General features: G+C 44.6%; 12 protein-coding genes. 7 read left to right on the top strand and 5 right to left on the bottom strand.

Annotated features, from left to right (window positions below; all coding sequences use genetic code 11):
- Positions 1 to 24 precede the first annotated feature (24 nt).
- The 7 genes from lpxC (at position 25) to ACMAZD_RS03055 (ending at position 11,636) form a co-directional block, all read left to right on the top strand.
- On the top strand, positions 25 to 942 hold the full coding sequence (gene lpxC / locus ACMAZD_RS03025) for a UDP-3-O-acyl-N-acetylglucosamine deacetylase (RefSeq protein ID WP_435248519.1): 918 nt from the start codon (positions 25 to 27) through the stop codon (positions 940 to 942).
- A gap of 388 nt (positions 943 to 1,330) precedes the next feature.
- Positions 1,331 to 4,057 carry a preprotein translocase subunit SecA gene (gene secA, locus ACMAZD_RS03030; RefSeq protein WP_435248520.1) on the top strand — a complete coding sequence of 909 codons (2,727 nt, stop codon included), beginning with the start codon at positions 1,331 to 1,333 and terminating at the stop codon, positions 4,055 to 4,057.
- Between the two features lie 340 nt (positions 4,058 to 4,397).
- Positions 4,398 to 4,796 (top strand): 8-oxo-dGTP diphosphatase MutT, encoded by a 399-nt coding sequence (gene mutT, locus ACMAZD_RS03035; RefSeq protein WP_435248521.1) that lies wholly within the window; start codon positions 4,398 to 4,400, stop codon positions 4,794 to 4,796.
- Positions 4,797 to 4,888: 92 nt separating this feature from the next.
- The gene (gene dapB, locus ACMAZD_RS03040; RefSeq protein WP_435248522.1) at positions 4,889 to 5,713 is read left to right on the top strand and encodes a 4-hydroxy-tetrahydrodipicolinate reductase; all 825 of its coding nucleotides are present in this window, start codon (positions 4,889 to 4,891) and stop codon (positions 5,711 to 5,713) included.
- A gap of 503 nt (positions 5,714 to 6,216) precedes the next feature.
- Positions 6,217 to 7,389 carry a glutamine-hydrolyzing carbamoyl-phosphate synthase small subunit gene (carA, locus tag ACMAZD_RS03045; protein ID WP_435248523.1) on the top strand — a complete coding sequence of 391 codons (1,173 nt, stop codon included), beginning with the start codon at positions 6,217 to 6,219 and terminating at the stop codon, positions 7,387 to 7,389.
- Between the two features lie 16 nt (positions 7,390 to 7,405).
- Positions 7,406 to 10,636, top strand: coding sequence for a carbamoyl-phosphate synthase large subunit (gene carB, locus ACMAZD_RS03050; protein WP_435248524.1), 3,231 nt, complete (start codon positions 7,406 to 7,408; stop codon positions 10,634 to 10,636).
- A gap of 220 nt (positions 10,637 to 10,856) precedes the next feature.
- Complete coding sequence (locus ACMAZD_RS03055) at positions 10,857 to 11,636, top strand: TSUP family transporter (protein WP_286295570.1); 780 nt, start codon at positions 10,857 to 10,859, stop codon at positions 11,634 to 11,636.
- On the opposite strand, the gene ACMAZD_RS03060 is transcribed toward ACMAZD_RS03055, so the two are convergent.
- The 5 genes from ACMAZD_RS03060 to ACMAZD_RS03080 form a co-directional block, all read right to left on the bottom strand.
- Complete coding sequence (locus tag ACMAZD_RS03060) at positions 11,587 to 12,432, bottom strand: LysR family transcriptional regulator (RefSeq protein WP_435248525.1); 846 nt, start codon at positions 12,430 to 12,432, stop codon at positions 11,587 to 11,589. The two genes, ACMAZD_RS03055 and ACMAZD_RS03060, sit on opposite strands and share 50 nt — an antisense overlap.
- A 123-nt stretch (positions 12,433 to 12,555) precedes the next feature.
- Entirely contained in the window at positions 12,556 to 13,149 is a 594-nt protein-coding gene (locus tag ACMAZD_RS03065) for a flavodoxin family protein (RefSeq protein WP_435248526.1), read from the bottom strand.
- A gap of 263 nt (positions 13,150 to 13,412) precedes the next feature.
- Positions 13,413 to 14,030 (bottom strand): TRIC cation channel family protein, encoded by a 618-nt coding sequence (locus ACMAZD_RS03070; protein ID WP_017106808.1) that lies wholly within the window; start codon positions 14,028 to 14,030, stop codon positions 13,413 to 13,415.
- A 74-nt stretch (positions 14,031 to 14,104) separates the two neighbouring features.
- On the bottom strand, positions 14,105 to 14,953 hold the full coding sequence (gene btuF, locus ACMAZD_RS03075) for a vitamin B12 ABC transporter substrate-binding protein BtuF (RefSeq protein ID WP_435248527.1): 849 nt from the start codon (positions 14,951 to 14,953) through the stop codon (positions 14,105 to 14,107).
- A gap of 1 nt (position 14,954) precedes the next feature.
- Positions 14,955 to 15,908 carry a cobalamin biosynthesis family protein gene (locus ACMAZD_RS03080; protein WP_435248528.1) on the bottom strand — a complete coding sequence of 318 codons (954 nt, stop codon included), beginning with the start codon at positions 15,906 to 15,908 and terminating at the stop codon, positions 14,955 to 14,957.
- Positions 15,909 to 15,918: the final 10 nt, after the last annotated feature.

Below are 15,918 nucleotides of genomic sequence, written 5' to 3' on the forward strand. Positions count from 1 at the left end.
TAGCACTGATAACGAGGCAAGCAGATGATCAGACAACGTACTCTGAAAGAAATTGTGAAAACAACTGGTGTGGGTCTCCACTCTGGTCGTAAAGTCACACTTACTCTTCGCCCGGCAGCTGCAAATACAGGTATTGTTTATCGTCGTACAGATGTAAATCCACCTGTAGATTTCCCAGCTGATCCAGCATCAGTTCGTGACACTATGCTATGTACCGCTCTTGTTAATGACGAAGGCGTACGTATCTCTACAGTGGAGCACCTTAACGCAGCTCTAGCCGGAATGGGTATCGACAACATTATTGTTGAAGTAGATGCTCCAGAAATTCCAATTATGGATGGTAGCGCAAGCCCATTCGTATACTTGCTACAGCAAGCGGGTGTAGAAACATTGAATGCAGCGAAGCGTTTTATTCGAATCAAGAAACCTGTTCGTTTTGAAGATGGCGATAAGTGGGCAGAATTTGTCCCATTTAACGGCTTCCGAATGGATTTCGAAATTGAATTCAATCACCCTGCGATCGAGTCTGATGAGCAACGTTTGTTGTTTGATTTCTCATCACAAGGTTTTGTGAAGCAGATTTCTCGCGCTCGTACTTTCGGTTTTATGCGCGATATTGAGTACCTTCAGTCTCAAAATTTGTGTTTGGGTGGTAGCTTTGATTGTGCAATCGTACTGGACGAATACCGAATTCTTAATGAAGAAGGCCTTCGTTTCGACAATGAGTTTGTATCTCATAAAGTATTGGATGCGATTGGTGACCTTTACATGTGTGGACACGCTATTATTGGTGAGTTCCGTGCATACAAGTCAGGTCACGGCCTAAACAACCAACTTTTACGCGCAGTTCTTGCTGACGCAGAAGCTTGGGAATGGGCAACATTCGAAGAAGAAGCTGGCTCTCCAGTTGCTTTCGCAGAACCAGGTATGGTTCTAGCGTAATTGTTGTTTACAACAATATAAGATTTCAAAAACCAGGTCATCGGCCTGGTTTTTTTGTATCTATTTTCCAGATACAGTGTCGTTAACCTCCGGAAATTGCTGGCCAATGGGCTACAGTCTGCTTAATCCATCAGCAATTAGAAAGAAAAGTTCCAAGCACATCAAACAAATGGTGTTCTAAATGGTCGTTAGTGTGAAAATTACTTACACTAAAGGGCATTAATTTTAACTCAAGCCTTGAAAACTCTACTCTCAAGTACAATATCAAAGATACTAGATTTATCTCAGTATCCTTGGTTAGTAAATGAAAACTAGTTTATAGCTAGTAGAGACTGACGGCATTTAAAATAGATCGCGGACGATCTGAGAACGAAGAGATTCCAAGCACATGATTACTAAGCTGCTGACAAAGGTAATTGGCAGTCGCAATGACAGAACACTGCGCCGCCTTAGAAAAATTGTAAAAGAAATTAATAACTACGAACCAACGTTTGAAGCACTTTCTGATGAAGAGCTAAAAGAAAAAACGGTTGAGTTTCGTGAGCGCTTAGATAAAGGTGAATCGTTAGATCAACTTCTACCTGAAGCATTCGCTACGGTACGTGAAGCGTCGAAGCGTGTTTATGGCATGCGTCACTTTGACGTGCAAATGATTGGTGGCATGGTTCTAAATGCTGGCCAAATTGCAGAGATGCGTACTGGTGAAGGTAAGACACTTACCGCAACACTACCAGCTTATCTAAACGCGCTACCAAGCAAAGGTGTTCACGTAATAACGGTGAACGATTACCTAGCGAAGCGTGATGCGGAAACAAACCGTCCATTATTTGAATTCCTTGGCATGACTGTTGGCGTGAATGTGGCAAACATGGCTCCGCCAGAGAAAAAAGAAGCGTACCAAGCTGACATCCTATACGGAACAAACAACGAGTTTGGTTTTGATTACCTTCGTGACAACATGGCTTTCCGTGCTGAAGACCGAGTTCAACGTGAGCGCTTCTTTGCTGTAGTCGATGAGGTTGACTCAATCTTAATTGATGAAGCTCGTACTCCGTTAATTATCTCTGGCCCAGCTGAAGATAGTTCTGACCTTTATACGCGCATTAACACTCTAATTCCTTCTCTAGAGCGTCAAGATAAAGAAGATTCAGAAGAGTACCGTGGTGAAGGTCACTACACCATGGACGAAAAATCAAAACAGGTTCACCTGACTGAAAACGGTCAAGAATTTGTAGAAGAACTAATGGTCAAAAACGGCTTGATGGAAGAGGGTGACACACTTTACTCTCCAACCAATATCAGCCTATTGCACCATGTGAATGCTGCGCTTCGTGCACACGTATTGTTTGAGAAAAACGTCGACTACATCGTTACTGAAGAAGGCGAAGTGGTTATCGTTGATGAACATACTGGTCGTACTATGCCAGGTCGTCGTTGGTCTGAAGGTTTACACCAAGCTGTTGAAGCTAAAGAAGGTGTAAAGATTCAGAATGAAAACCAAACATTAGCATCGATCACATTCCAGAATTTCTTCCGCCTGTATGAAAAACTGTCAGGTATGACAGGTACTGCTGATACAGAAGCGTTCGAATTCCAGTCTATCTACGGCCTAGAAACGGTGGTTATCCCAACCAACAAGCCTATGGTTCGTAACGATATGCCAGATGTGGTTTATCGTACTGAAGAAGACAAGTTCAATGCGATCATTGAAGACATCAAAGACCGTGTAGCGGCTGGTCAGCCATCACTGGTTGGTACAGTTTCTATCGAGAAATCTGAACTGCTGTCTAACGCATTGAAAAAATCAAAAATTAAGCATAACGTTCTAAATGCTAAGTTTCATGAAATGGAAGCTGAGATCGTTGCACAAGCTGGTATGCCTGGTGCGGTAACTATCGCAACTAACATGGCCGGTCGTGGTACCGATATCGTGCTAGGTGGTAGCTGGCAGGCACAAATTGAGAAGCTAGATAATCCAACGAAAGAGCAGATCGACAAGATCAAAGCTGATTGGAGAATCATCCACGATAAAGTACTTGAGTCAGGTGGTCTGCACATCATTGGTACTGAGCGTCATGAATCTCGCCGTATCGATAATCAGCTACGTGGTCGTTCTGGTCGTCAAGGTGATGCGGGTTCTTCTCGTTTCTACCTATCAATGGAAGATTCTCTGCTACGTATCTTTACGTCTGATCGTATGGCTGGTCTTATCCAAAGTGGTATGGACGAAGGCGAAGCGATTGAATCTAAGATGCTGTCTCGCTCAATTGAAAAAGCACAACGTAAAGTGGAAGGTCGTAACTTCGACATCCGTAAGCAACTTCTTGAGTACGATGATGTAGCCAATGACCAACGTAAGGTTGTTTATGAGCTACGTGATGAGCTGATGAGCTCAGATGACATCAGTGAGATGATCGAACACAACCGTGAAGATGTACTGGCGTCAGTCATCGATGAATACATTGCTCCTCAGTCGCTTGAAGACATGTGGGATATCGCAGGTCTGCAAGATCGTCTCAAGAATGATTTCGATCTAGACTTTGATATTCAAGGTTGGTTAGACGAAGACGATAAGCTTTATGAAGAAGCATTGCGTGAGCGCATTCTTGGTATGGCAGTAGATACGTACAAACAGAAAGAAGAAGTGGTTGGTGCTCAAGTACTGCGTAACTTCGAGAAGTCTGTGATGCTACAAACGCTAGACGGCCTTTGGAAAGAGCATTTGGCTGCGATGGATCACCTTCGTCAAGGTATCCACTTACGTGGTTATGCTCAGAAGAACCCGAAACAAGAGTACAAGCGCGAGTCGTTTGAACTGTTTGAAGGTCTACTCGATGTACTGAAAACAGATGTTGTTACCATCCTTTCTAAAGTTCGCGTCCAGCAACAAGAAGAAGTTGAAAAGATGGAAGCTCAACGTCAAGCTCAAGCTGAACAAGCGGCGCGTCGTGCACAAGCACAACATGCAACGGCTGAAAACCAGCTAGCTGACGATGAAGCGGATGCGGCATCTCCACAAACGGTAGTACGTGATGAGCGTAAAGTGGGCCGTAACGAACCATGCCCATGTGGAAGTGGCAAAAAATACAAACAGTGTCACGGTAAAATTGACTAATGCTTTGCTGTAATGGCTGATAACTTCGTCGGCGATGCTCATTTACACTTGTAAACTCCGCGTCGCCTCCTCGTTCTCAACCAATACAGCTTTGCCTAAATATAGTTTTGATTAAAGAGTCGCTTAGGCGGCTCTTTTTGTATGTAAATTTCATGGCTTACCTTTAATGGGAGGGTAAGTCGTCATTCCCTATAGCGAGGAACGAGCGCAATAGGGAATCTCGTTTGATAATTAGGCTCGCGCTGTTGTATTAGATCTCCAGCTCAATCATTCCTCCTTCTTGAGTATGATTTATTGAGGGGCAGCGTGAGCAAAGCGTTTTATTAAGGAGCACCATCATATGAAAAGAATCCATATTGTAGCGGGCATTATCTTCAACCAAGATAAGTCACAAGTATTTATTACTAAGCGCCCAGATGATAAGCACAAAGGCGGTTTCTGGGAGTTTCCTGGCGGTAAAGTAGAAGTGGGTGAAACCATTGAGCAGGCGATGGCTCGTGAACTTGATGAAGAGATCGGTATCAATGTGATTGAACAGTCTCTGTTTGAACACCTTGAGTTTGATTACAGTGATAAGTCACTTAAGTTTGATTTCATCCTTGTGACTGATTTCGAGCAACAGCCTTATGGTAAAGAAGGACAGCAAGGTGAATGGGTCGATCTTGAATCATTGAGCCAATACGCGTTCCCTGAAGCAAATGTGCCAATTTTAGAGCGAGTAATAAAAGAGTTTTCGTAATTGCTAGCCTGAGTTTGAGATTGTTGTTAGTTTAAAGAGATTAATCGAATGAAGGTTGCTGCGACAGATGAGCAGTGACGGTAACCAAAACAATGGAGATATTCGCAGTGGTAAGAATTGCAATTGCAGGAGCAGCTGGCCGTATGGGTCGTAACTTGGTGAAAGCCGCTCACCATAATTCAGAAGCAAGCGTTGGTGCTGGTTCAGAGCGTCCGGAGTCATCTTTGGTTGGTGTTGACGTTGGCGAGTTATGCGGTGAAGGTCGTTTTGACGTGGCTCTAGTTGATGATCTTTCGAAAGCGATTGAAGAGTTTGACGTGATCGTCGACTTTACCGCACCTGTGAGCACATTAGCGAATATTGAACTTTGTAAGCGTCACGGTAAAAAACTGATCATCGGCACTACTGGTTTCTCTGAAAAAGAAAAGCAGGTTATCGATGCAGCATCAAAAGAGATGTCTATTGTAATGGCACCAAACTACAGCGTTGGTGTGAACCTAGTATTTAAGCTACTAGAAAAGGCCGCTAAAGTGATGGGCGATTACTGTGATGTTGAAATCGTAGAGGCTCACCACCGTCATAAAGTGGATGCACCGTCAGGTACTGCGATTGGCATGGGCGAAGCGATTGCCGGAGCGATGGGCAACGAGTTAAACGATGTCGCTGTATGGTCACGCGAAGGCATTACGGGTGAACGTACGAAAGATGAGATCGGTTTTGCGACAATTCGTGCTGGTGACATCATTGGTGAGCATACCGCTATGTTTGCTGATATTGGCGAGCGCGTTGAAATTACCCATAAAGCAACGGATAGAATGACCTTTGCCAATGGCGCAATCAAGGCAGCTGTTTGGCTAAATGACAAGCCAGCAGGCTTTTATACCATGACGGATGTGCTTGGTTTGAATGATCTGTAAATAGATATTTATGCGCTGGCAATTTCCGGCGCTTTCTTTATTTACCCCTTTTCCCCACTTAAACTTCTTTTGGTTACTTTCTTCTTATTCTCTAATCTTCCTGATTAGAACTGCATTTAGCTACTGTTTATGTTGGCTTGGTTGTTGTTTTTAATTCAAACCTTTAAATGTATGTGTTTACTCTTTGTATTTATCGATTGCTTTTTGTTGGTGATATTTTTGTTACTCAATAGCGGGTGAAAATGGCGGATGGAAATTAGAAAATCGTAATATTCCTATTAATAGAGTATGAAAGTTGAACTTTTGAAGCTTTGGTAAGGGAAGTTGAATTAGTTCTTAAAAATGTTTAATTTCTTTTGCGTTAAATGTTGACACGTATCACGCAGATCACTAAAATACCGCCAATTTGTCTAATTTCCATAAACACGCAGTTTTTGGTGTTGCAGGAAGGTGGATTTGCAAATTAAATCAATTTTAATGCATTTTTATTTCTGGAGGTTGTCTTGAAGAAGTCAGCACTACTCGTCCTAGAAGATGGGACAGTATTTCACGGTGAAGCCATTGGCGCTGTAGGTTCTGCAGTTGGTGAAGTCGTTTTTAATACCTCGATGACGGGGTACCAAGAAATCCTCACTGATCCTTCCTATTCTCAACAAATCGTTACCCTTACTTATCCTCACATTGGCAATACCGGAACCAATTCCGAAGATGAAGAATCTTCTTCAATCCACGCTCAAGGCCTTGTGATTCGCGATCTCCCTCTAATCGCTTCTAACTTCCGTAATGAACAATCCCTTTCTGATTACCTTAAGTCGCAAAACGTTGTTGGTATCGCTGATATCGATACTCGTAAGCTGACGCGTATTCTTCGTGAAAAAGGTGCTCAGAACGGTTGTATCGTAGCGGGCTCTTCAGTAAACGACGGAAATTTAGATGAAGCTTTGGCTCTAGCTAAAGCAAAAGAATTCCCTGGCCTGAAAGGTATGGACCTTGCGAAAGAAGTTACAACAAAAGAAGCGTATCAATGGAAACAAGGTTCGTGGACGCTTACGAGTGGACTTCCTGAAGCGAAAGCAGACTCTGAATTGCCATACCACGTTGTTGCTTATGACTTCGGCGCAAAACGAAACATCTTACGAATGCTTGTTGACCGCGGCTGCCGCCTAACGGTTGTTCCTGCTGAAACTTCAGCAGAAGAAGTACTTGCTCTGAACCCAGACGGTGTTTTCCTTTCAAATGGCCCTGGTGATCCAGAACCATGTACTTACGCCATTGAAGCGACAAAAGTGTTCCTAGAAAAAGGTTTACCAATCTTTGGTATCTGTCTAGGTCACCAGATTCTTGCTCTTGCGTCAGGCGCTAAGACAGTGAAGATGAAGTTTGGTCACCACGGTGCAAACCACCCGGTTAAAGACTTAGATCGTGATGTTGTGATGATTACTTCACAAAACCACGGCTTTGCTGCTGACGAAGATACGCTTCCAGAGACACTACGAGCGACTCATAAGTCTCTATTTGATGGTTCTCTACAAGGTATCCACCGTACAGACAAACCAGCATTTAGTTTCCAAGGTCACCCAGAAGCAAGCCCAGGTCCAGAAGATGCGGCGCCGCTATTCGACCACTTCATTGAATTAATTAACCAGTCTGTTGCAAACAAACAAGACAAAGCGTAATCCGGAGTAGTAGATAATGCCAAAACGTACTGACATTAAAAGTGTTCTAATTCTAGGTGCTGGTCCGATTGTTATCGGTCAAGCATGTGAGTTTGATTACTCTGGTGCACAAGCTTGTAAAGCACTTCGCGAAGAAGGTTACCGAGTTATTCTTGTAAACTCGAACCCTGCGACAATCATGACTGACCCAGACATGGCTGATGCGACTTACATCGAACCTATTCAATGGGAAGTGGTTCGTAACATCATCGCTAAAGAGAAGCCAGATGCAGTTCTACCGACAATGGGCGGCCAAACTGCACTTAACTGTGCGTTAGATTTAGAAAAATACGGCGTACTTGAAGAGTTCGGCGTAGAGATGATTGGCGCAACGGCTGACGCTATCGATAAAGCTGAAGACCGCTCTCGTTTTGATAAAGCAATGAAATCGATTGGTCTTGAGTGTCCAACGGCTGATACAGCGAAAACGATGGAAGAAGCTTACAAAGTTCAAGAAATGGTTGGCTTCCCTTGTATCATTCGTCCATCGTTTACGATGGGTGGTACAGGCGGTGGTATCGCTTATAACAAAGAAGAATTTGAAGAAATTTGTCGTCGTGGTTTGGATTTGTCTCCAACCAACGAACTTCTAATCGATGAGTCACTTATCGGTTGGAAAGAGTACGAGATGGAAGTGGTTCGCGACAAGAACGACAACTGCATCATCGTATGTGCGATTGAAAACTTTGACCCAATGGGTATTCACACTGGTGACTCGATCACAGTGGCTCCGGCTCAAACGTTAACAGACAAAGAATACCAACTAATGCGTAACGCTTCTCTAGCGGTACTGCGTGAGATTGGTGTTGAAACAGGTGGTTCAAACGTACAGTTTGGTATCAACCCGAAAGATGGCCGTATGGTTATCATCGAGATGAACCCACGTGTATCTCGTTCTTCTGCACTTGCTTCTAAAGCAACAGGTTTCCCAATCGCTAAGATTGCAGCGAAACTGGCTGTTGGCTTTACGCTAGACGAGCTAATGAATGACATCACTGGCGGCGCAACGCCAGCATCATTCGAACCAACAATCGACTACGTAGTCACTAAGATTCCTCGTTTTAACTTCGAGAAATTTGCAGGTGCTAACGACCGTCTAACGACGCAAATGAAGTCGGTTGGTGAAGTTATGGCTATCGGTCGTAACCAACAAGAATCTCTACAGAAAGCACTTCGCGGTCTAGAAGTTGGCGCAACTGGTTTTGACGAAATGGTTGATCTAGATGCACCTGACGCTCTAACGACGATTCGCCATGAGCTTAAAGAAGCTGGTTCTGACCGTATTTGGTACATCGCAGATGCTTTCCGTGCTGGCATGTCAGTTGATGGTGTATTCAACCTAACGCAAATTGACCGCTGGTTCCTAGTTCAAATCGAAGACATTGTTAAACTTGAGCAAGAACTTAAAGCGAAAGGCTTTGCTGGTCTGAATAAAGACGAACTAATGAAGCTTAAGCGTAAAGGTTTTGCTGATGCTCGCCTGTCTAAGATTCTAGGTGTGGCAGAAAGTGAAATTCGTCGTCTACGTGACCAATACGATATTCACCCAGTCTACAAGCGTGTAGATACGTGTGCGGCTGAGTTCTCTTCTGATACAGCTTACATGTACTCATCTTACGATGACGAATGTGAATCGAACCCAACAGACAAAGAGAAAATCATGATCCTAGGCGGCGGTCCAAACCGTATCGGCCAAGGTATTGAATTCGATTACTGTTGTGTACATGCATCTCTAGCACTACGTGAAGATGGCTACGAAACAATCATGGTTAACTGTAACCCCGAGACAGTTTCGACAGACTACGATACGTCTGACCGTCTGTACTTTGAACCAGTAACTCTGGAAGACGTACTAGCAATCGTTCGTGTTGAGAAGCCAAAAGGCGTTATCGTTCAGTACGGTGGTCAAACACCACTGAAACTGGCTCGTGAGCTTGAAGCTGCTGGCGTACCGATCATTGGTACTAGCCCAGACGCAATCGACCGTGCTGAAGACCGTGAGCGTTTCCAAGTCGCTGTTGACCGTCTTGGCCTTCTACAACCAGAAAACGCGACAGTTACAACAATGGAGCAAGCGGTAGAGAAATCTCGCGAAATCGGCTTCCCATTGGTTGTTCGCCCTTCTTATGTTCTTGGTGGTCGTGCGATGGAAATCGTATACGACGAGCAAGACTTACGTCGCTACTTCAACGAAGCAGTAAGTGTTTCAAACGAATCTCCAGTGCTACTTGATAGCTTCCTAGATGATGCAATTGAAGTCGACGTTGATGCAATTTGTGACGGTGAGCGCGTTGTTATTGCGGGTATCATGGAGCATATCGAACAAGCAGGTGTTCACTCTGGTGACTCAGCATGTTCTCTTCCTGCTTACACGCTAAGCCAAGAAATCCAAGACGTAATGCGTGAGCAAGTTGAAAAGCTAGCGTTCGAGTTGGGTGTTCGTGGTCTAATGAATACGCAGTTTGCTGTTAAGAACAACGAAGTGTACCTAATCGAGGTTAACCCTCGTGCAGCACGTACAGTACCGTTTGTATCGAAAGCAACAGGCGCAGCAGTCGCTAAGATTGCAGCTCGTGTTATGGCGGGTCAATCGTTAGAGTCTCAAGGCTTTACGAAAGAAATCATCCCACCATACTACTCAGTGAAAGAAGTTGTTCTTCCGTTCAACAAATTCCCTGGTGTTGACCCATTATTAGGCCCAGAAATGCGCTCTACTGGTGAAGTTATGGGTGTTGGTGCAACGTTTGCTGAAGCATACTCTAAAGCTGAATTGGGTTGTGGCAACATCTACCCAGAAGGCGGCCGTGCACTTCTTTCTGTTCGTGAAGGCGACAAAGAGCGCGTTGTTGACCTAGCATCTAAGCTATCGAAGCTTGGCTACCAACTAGATGCAACACACGGTACTGCAGTTATCCTTGGCGAGGCGGGTATCAACCCACGTCTAGTAAACAAGGTACACGAAGGTCGTCCTCATATTCTTGACCGTATCAAGAACAATGAGTACACGTACATCGTGAACACTGCGGCTGGCCGTCAAGCGATTGAAGATTCTAAAGTTCTTCGTCGTGGCGCACTGGCTGAGAAAGTGAACTACACGACTACGCTAAACGCTGCATTCGCGACTTGTATGGCGCACACTGCAGACGCGAAAACGTCAGTAACTTCAGTTCAAGATCTACACGCACAAGTTAAAGCTTCTCAAGCTTAATTGACTCACGTGTATCGCTGTTAAGCGGATATAAATGCTCAAAGCCCACTCTTCGTAGTGGGCTTTTTTATGTCTGTTATCTGGCGCCGGTTAAATGATGAAAATCTGGTGATGACTAAATGATGAAAATTTGGAATAGGTTACAATCTTGTGTTTCGTTGTTGATTGTTTGCTCACGGTGGTAAGTTGTCGCTTCACGAGAATTTAAGGCGTTGGGTATATGGAAATCACTCTAGAAATATTGGCTATCTTGTTTGTTGTTGCAACGGCGGCAGGCTTTATTGATGCAATGGCTGGTGGCGGTGGGTTGTTGACTCTACCTGCATTGCTCGCGGCAGGAGTACCACCAACGCAGGCATTGGCCACCAACAAACTTCAAAGTTCTTTTGGTAGTTTCTCCGCCAGTTGGTATTTCGTACGCAACGGTATCGTGAACATAAAAGAGATGCGTCTTGCCATTCTTTGTACCTTTATTGGTTCTGCGATTGGCGCTGAGTTAGTGCAGCATATTGATGCGAGCTTGCTGACCAGCATGATCCCATTACTGCTTATTGCCATCTCTCTCTACTTCCTATTAGCACCACAAACCAGAGCGTCTGAGGGCAAACAAAAGATCTCTGAGGCGATGTTTGCTTTGTGCATTGGTGGTGGTGTTGGCTTCTACGATGGATTTTTTGGACCAGGAACGGGCTCTATTTTCACGGTTTGTTTTGTTGCTATCGGCCATTTCTCTTTAGTGGATGCCACAGCACGTACTAAGGTTCTTAACTTCACCTCGAATATAGCCGCATTGATCTTCTTTATTATTGCTGGTTTACCCATTTGGGAATTGGGCTTAGTAATGGCGGTTGGTGGCTTTATGGGCGCTCAGCTTGGCGCTAAAGTCGTAGTGACAAAAGGGCAGAAGTGGATTCGCCCCCTTGTGATCGTGATGTCGATGTTAATGGCATCTAAACTGCTTTGGGAACAGCATCAACAATGGATTCTATCAGTATTTTAACTCGTGGAGACTGATAGCTGTTTGGCCTTACACAGATATGAATCGGTCGAATTAACCCCTCTAACTCTGGAAAGCTAAACAAGTATTGAGGCTCAATATTGAGTGTCTTTACAATTGAGAGCGGGATCAAAGCGGGCCCTGTCCCACCTAACGCTAACTGGGCTGCAGCAGTGTAGGCATCCATCTCCATCAAGGGTTTGATGCCGAACTTTTCAAGCACAGATAACTGATACGAGTTTGCTGGATTCGTCATGTCGTTGGTAATGACTAACGGAGGAAGTTCCGTCAGTGGTGCTTGGCTGACAATGTAGAATGGTTCGTCAAATAGGTGAAAGGTCATCAGCCCATGATGTGGAGGCAGTAAGCCAGCGCACAGCCCCAGGGTCGCCTTTCCCGATTGCACTCGCTCGATAATTCTTGGGGTATGGTTAGTGGTGATGGTGATGTATTTATCTTGCAGGATAAATTGCCCTATCATTTTTCCTAAATAACCTGCGATCAAAGATTTAGAGCTATCTAAGGTAATAAGGGTTGTGTCTTCCAACTCTTGTTGCTCATAGATAAGCCCTCTAAGTTCATTGAATGCTGGTCCGATACCCTCGATTAATGCAATCGCGTCTGGCGTCAGTTTGATCTGTCGGCCACTTGGCTCTATGAGTTTTTTGCCTAGCTTCTTTTCTAAATTCGCAATCCGTTTGCTGACCGCTGATTGGCTGATATAAAGCAAGCTTCCAGTGCGGCTCATGGTTTTGGCTTTACTCAAAACCAAGAGAGTTTCGATTCCTTCGAGTAGCATTTGATGATATTCATGAAAGTTGGGAATGATTGAACTAATTTACCTTAAACCCCCTTCATTCTCTAGTCTTGAGCCCATAGATATTTAACAAGCTAGGAGCTTTGAAGCTAGCTCATTAGTTAATTAGCAAGTTAGTTCGGTTCTCTTAACTAGACTCGCGATGCGTTGGCCAAAATACAAAGCGGTTTTAAGATCATTGCTGTTAATGTGACTATTCGTGCTCTCAGCCGTCTGATCATCACTGGCGACTAGACCAATACTTGAACCTGTGCGATTCAAACCTAAATCATCGATATGCTTTGAGATATCAATCCCTGCCCAAACCATACCATGCTGACAAGCCAGAGTGAAAAAGCTTAACAAGGTTTGTTGTTGCTCGCCGTTAAGGCTACCTCCTGTGGTAAACCCAGCTGCGAGCTTATTTCGCCATGCTTTCTTAGAGTAGGTAGTACTACTCGCATCCATAAAGCTTTTAAACTGAGCAGCTGGCGAGCCCATATAAGTCGGAGCACCAAAGATAATCGCATCACAGCTATCTAATGCTTTGAGCTTATCGTCATTGTCATACCTTCCTTCGATTACTTCAGAAGAGAGGACTTCAATGAGCAGTGCTGAGTTAGATTGTTGAGTGTTAACACCTTCAGCGATTGTCTCTGCGACTTGCTTAGTCGCTCCATTCTTAGAGAAGAAAACAATGCCTACTTTATTGATACTCATCTTAAACTCCCTATTATCAGCGTTAGTAAATAAAATTATTTATAAAGTAATTTGCATACTAATATAGCTTGCTAATTGGATAAGTAAACAAAAAACCTTATTAACTTGTAAGCTAAGAGCTAAGAGCTAAGAACTAACAAGCTAACTAAATTGAGAATAAGTTGATAGGGGATCATTGAAGGGTGAAATTGAGGGTACAGTGATTTAAAACGGAATTAAAAAAGGCTCCTTTGCGGAGCCTATTTCTATTTTGTAACGCTAGCCTATTTGATTGCGAAGGTAGGCAATGACAAGTGCCAGCGAATAGCGCCCAGCCTAATCAATAGTGTCGTGAACACGCCGGCTAAAAAGGCCGTTTCTGAGTCGTGCCCCATGCTAATTGCCATGGTATGGAAAGCGCCGCCAATGATACAAGCCGTTGCGTAGACTTCACTTCTTAGGATCATTGGAACTTCACGAGCAAGTACGTCACGGATAATGCCGCCACCGCAGCCTGTGATCACACCCATGATGATAGCAACTAATGCAGAATCTTGATAAATCAGCGCTTTTTCTACACCAATGCCAACAAATACCGCTAAACCGATCGCATCACATACTGGCAGGATCCACCATGCCAGACGCTTGGGGCGTCGTACTATAATCATGGTCAGCAAACAGGTGGTGATGATGACCCAAAGGTAGGTGGTATCGGTGATCCAAAACACGGGAGTTGCACCCAATGCCATGTCACGAATCGTACCTCCGCCAATCGCGGTTACGCTACCTAAAACGGCGACACCAAAGGGATCCATCTTAAGACGGCCTGCGACAAATACGCCTGAGACAGCAAAAATGGCAGTGCCAAATAAATCGATAATATAAAGCAACATGGAGTCCATGATACTGGCGCTCTTATGGTTGAAATTGTAGGGACAGTTCGGTGGCGAATTGTACGAAAAAACGCAGCAAATAGTTAGTGATTTTGCCTAGCTCTATCGAAGAAATCGCATACTTGTTGGATCGCTTTCAAAGTTCTCGTCGTCGGGCGATTAATCCAATCAGAGTTGAGTGACCAAATCTGATTTTGAGCGACTGCCGGGATCTCATCTTCCCAAGTTTGCCACATGGTTTCATTCTCAATCGCGTGCTGAGAAGTGAAGATCACTTGCGGCTTCCTTAACACAACTTGCTCAATGCCAACTTGCGGGTAAGGGGAGGTGCTGTCTTCAAAAATATTGTGGCCACTACAAAACTCAAACACCTCACTTGGCCAGTGTCCTTGAGCGACGGTGATGATCGGCTTTTCACTGAGCTGATAAAAGTAACTTACTGGCTCAGCATCTTTATATTTTAGTCTCAACGCGTTGAGCTGCTCTTTGTATTGCTTGGCATTATTCTCTCCAACATTCGGATCACTGGAGTATTGGCTGAGTTGCTCGATATTGGTCGCAATGCTGTCTAGGCTTTTGGTTTTAGGGTAGTAAATATTAAATCCAAACTGCTCCAGTTTCGCGAGTTCTCTTGGCGGATTCCCAGCAGGCCACGCGAGAATCAGGTCAGGTTGCAGGGCGATGATTTTCTCAACCTTGATGCCTTGGTAACTCGCCACTTTCTCTAGCTTGTCTGCTTGTGGTGGATAATCACTTCGCTCACTCACCGCGATAAGATTGTCACCTAAACCAGCACTGTAGGCGAGCTCAGTGGCGTGAGGAGCAAGGCTGATGACGCGCTCGGCAGTCGCGAAGGAAATGGGAGTCCATAAACAAAAGCTGAGACTGAACGCGAGAGCGGTACATCGTATAACGAGTTGAGAGGGTTTCACTTTAAATCCCTTGGTGAATAATAAGTAAGACTAGGCTTTGTATGAATATCCAGATAGCGATGCGGCCAAAAACCAGCTTTTTAACCTGAGATAAATGCAGGGCTGATGGAGCGATTCTGCCGCCTAATTTGGCGCGAATGGCTTTGGTGTTATCGTAAATCGCAGGGCCGCCCAATGATAGCTCAAGTTTATTGCCAACAGCGGTAATTAACCATGCTGGGCCGGGCAGTGGCCAAGAGCGACTCTGTACTAACATGGTCCTGAACGTGTGCGTTGCTTTATCACCACATACGATCATCAAAGCAAATAAGCGCATGGGTATAAATTCTAGGATAGCGACGATCTTGATTGCCGTTGAGCCGAATGGAGAAAACCGCTTACGACTTGGTGACCACGCACGCGCTAACTGAACAACAAGGCGATACATTAAAGCCGCAATTCCACCACCAATGGCGTACCAGAATAAAACACATACCACATTGCGAGCGTAACCCATGATGATGGTTTCAGCAGCGGCTTTGCCAAGCCCAAGTGATGACAGTGATTCGGTTTGACGATTGACAACCGGAGCCAGTAACTGACGAGCGGCAGCTTTATCTTCTCGACCAAGCGCTTTGATCAGATGATTTGCTAGCTTTTCATTATTGCGCCAATCAATCGCCAGTAATAACAGCGCTAATTCAAACAGTTGAGATTGCCAAACCAATGGTTGCAGTGCCAATAGAATTACCAGAGTCGGCAGTACCATTACGCCCCAGGCTAATGTGCCCGAGATTAAGCTTTGGGAATAGTTTTGGTTGTTATTAACCTTGCTTGCTAAAAGCTCAGCAAACTTATGCCATAAGGTCGTAGGGTGTGCGGCATGGGGGATAGGTAAAATCAAATGAAAAAGCAGTGCTCCCCACATTACAAGGAGCACGCCATTTGCAAATACCTGATCAAACAGTGTTTGCATGTCTAGTCGC

Source organism: Vibrio sp. nBUS_14 (assembly GCF_051201655.1).
In the GTDB taxonomy this organism is placed as follows: domain Bacteria; phylum Pseudomonadota; class Gammaproteobacteria; order Enterobacterales; family Vibrionaceae; genus Vibrio.

Excerpts from the sequence above, each read along its gene's own strand:
- lpxC (WP_435248519.1), top strand. The coding sequence starts at position 25 with ATGATCAGACAACGTACTCTGAAAGAAATTGTGAAAACAACTGGTGTG.
- secA (WP_435248520.1), top strand. The coding sequence starts at position 1,331 with ATGATTACTAAGCTGCTGACAAAGGTAATTGGCAGTCGCAATGACAGA.
- mutT (WP_435248521.1), top strand. The coding sequence starts at position 4,398 with ATGAAAAGAATCCATATTGTAGCGGGCATTATCTTCAACCAAGATAAG.
- dapB (WP_435248522.1), top strand. The coding sequence starts at position 4,889 with ATGGAGATATTCGCAGTGGTAAGAATTGCAATTGCAGGAGCAGCTGGC.
- carB (WP_435248524.1), top strand. The coding sequence starts at position 7,406 with ATGCCAAAACGTACTGACATTAAAAGTGTTCTAATTCTAGGTGCTGGT.
- ACMAZD_RS03055 (WP_286295570.1), top strand. The coding sequence starts at position 10,857 with ATGGAAATCACTCTAGAAATATTGGCTATCTTGTTTGTTGTTGCAACG.
- ACMAZD_RS03060 (WP_435248525.1), bottom strand. The coding sequence starts at position 12,432 with ATGCTACTCGAAGGAATCGAAACTCTCTTGGTTTTGAGTAAAGCCAAA.
- ACMAZD_RS03065 (WP_435248526.1), bottom strand. The coding sequence starts at position 13,149 with ATGAGTATCAATAAAGTAGGCATTGTTTTCTTCTCTAAGAATGGAGCG.
- ACMAZD_RS03070 (WP_017106808.1), bottom strand. The coding sequence starts at position 14,030 with ATGGACTCCATGTTGCTTTATATTATCGATTTATTTGGCACTGCCATT.
- ACMAZD_RS03080 (WP_435248528.1), bottom strand. The coding sequence starts at position 15,908 with ATGCAAACACTGTTTGATCAGGTATTTGCAAATGGCGTGCTCCTTGTA.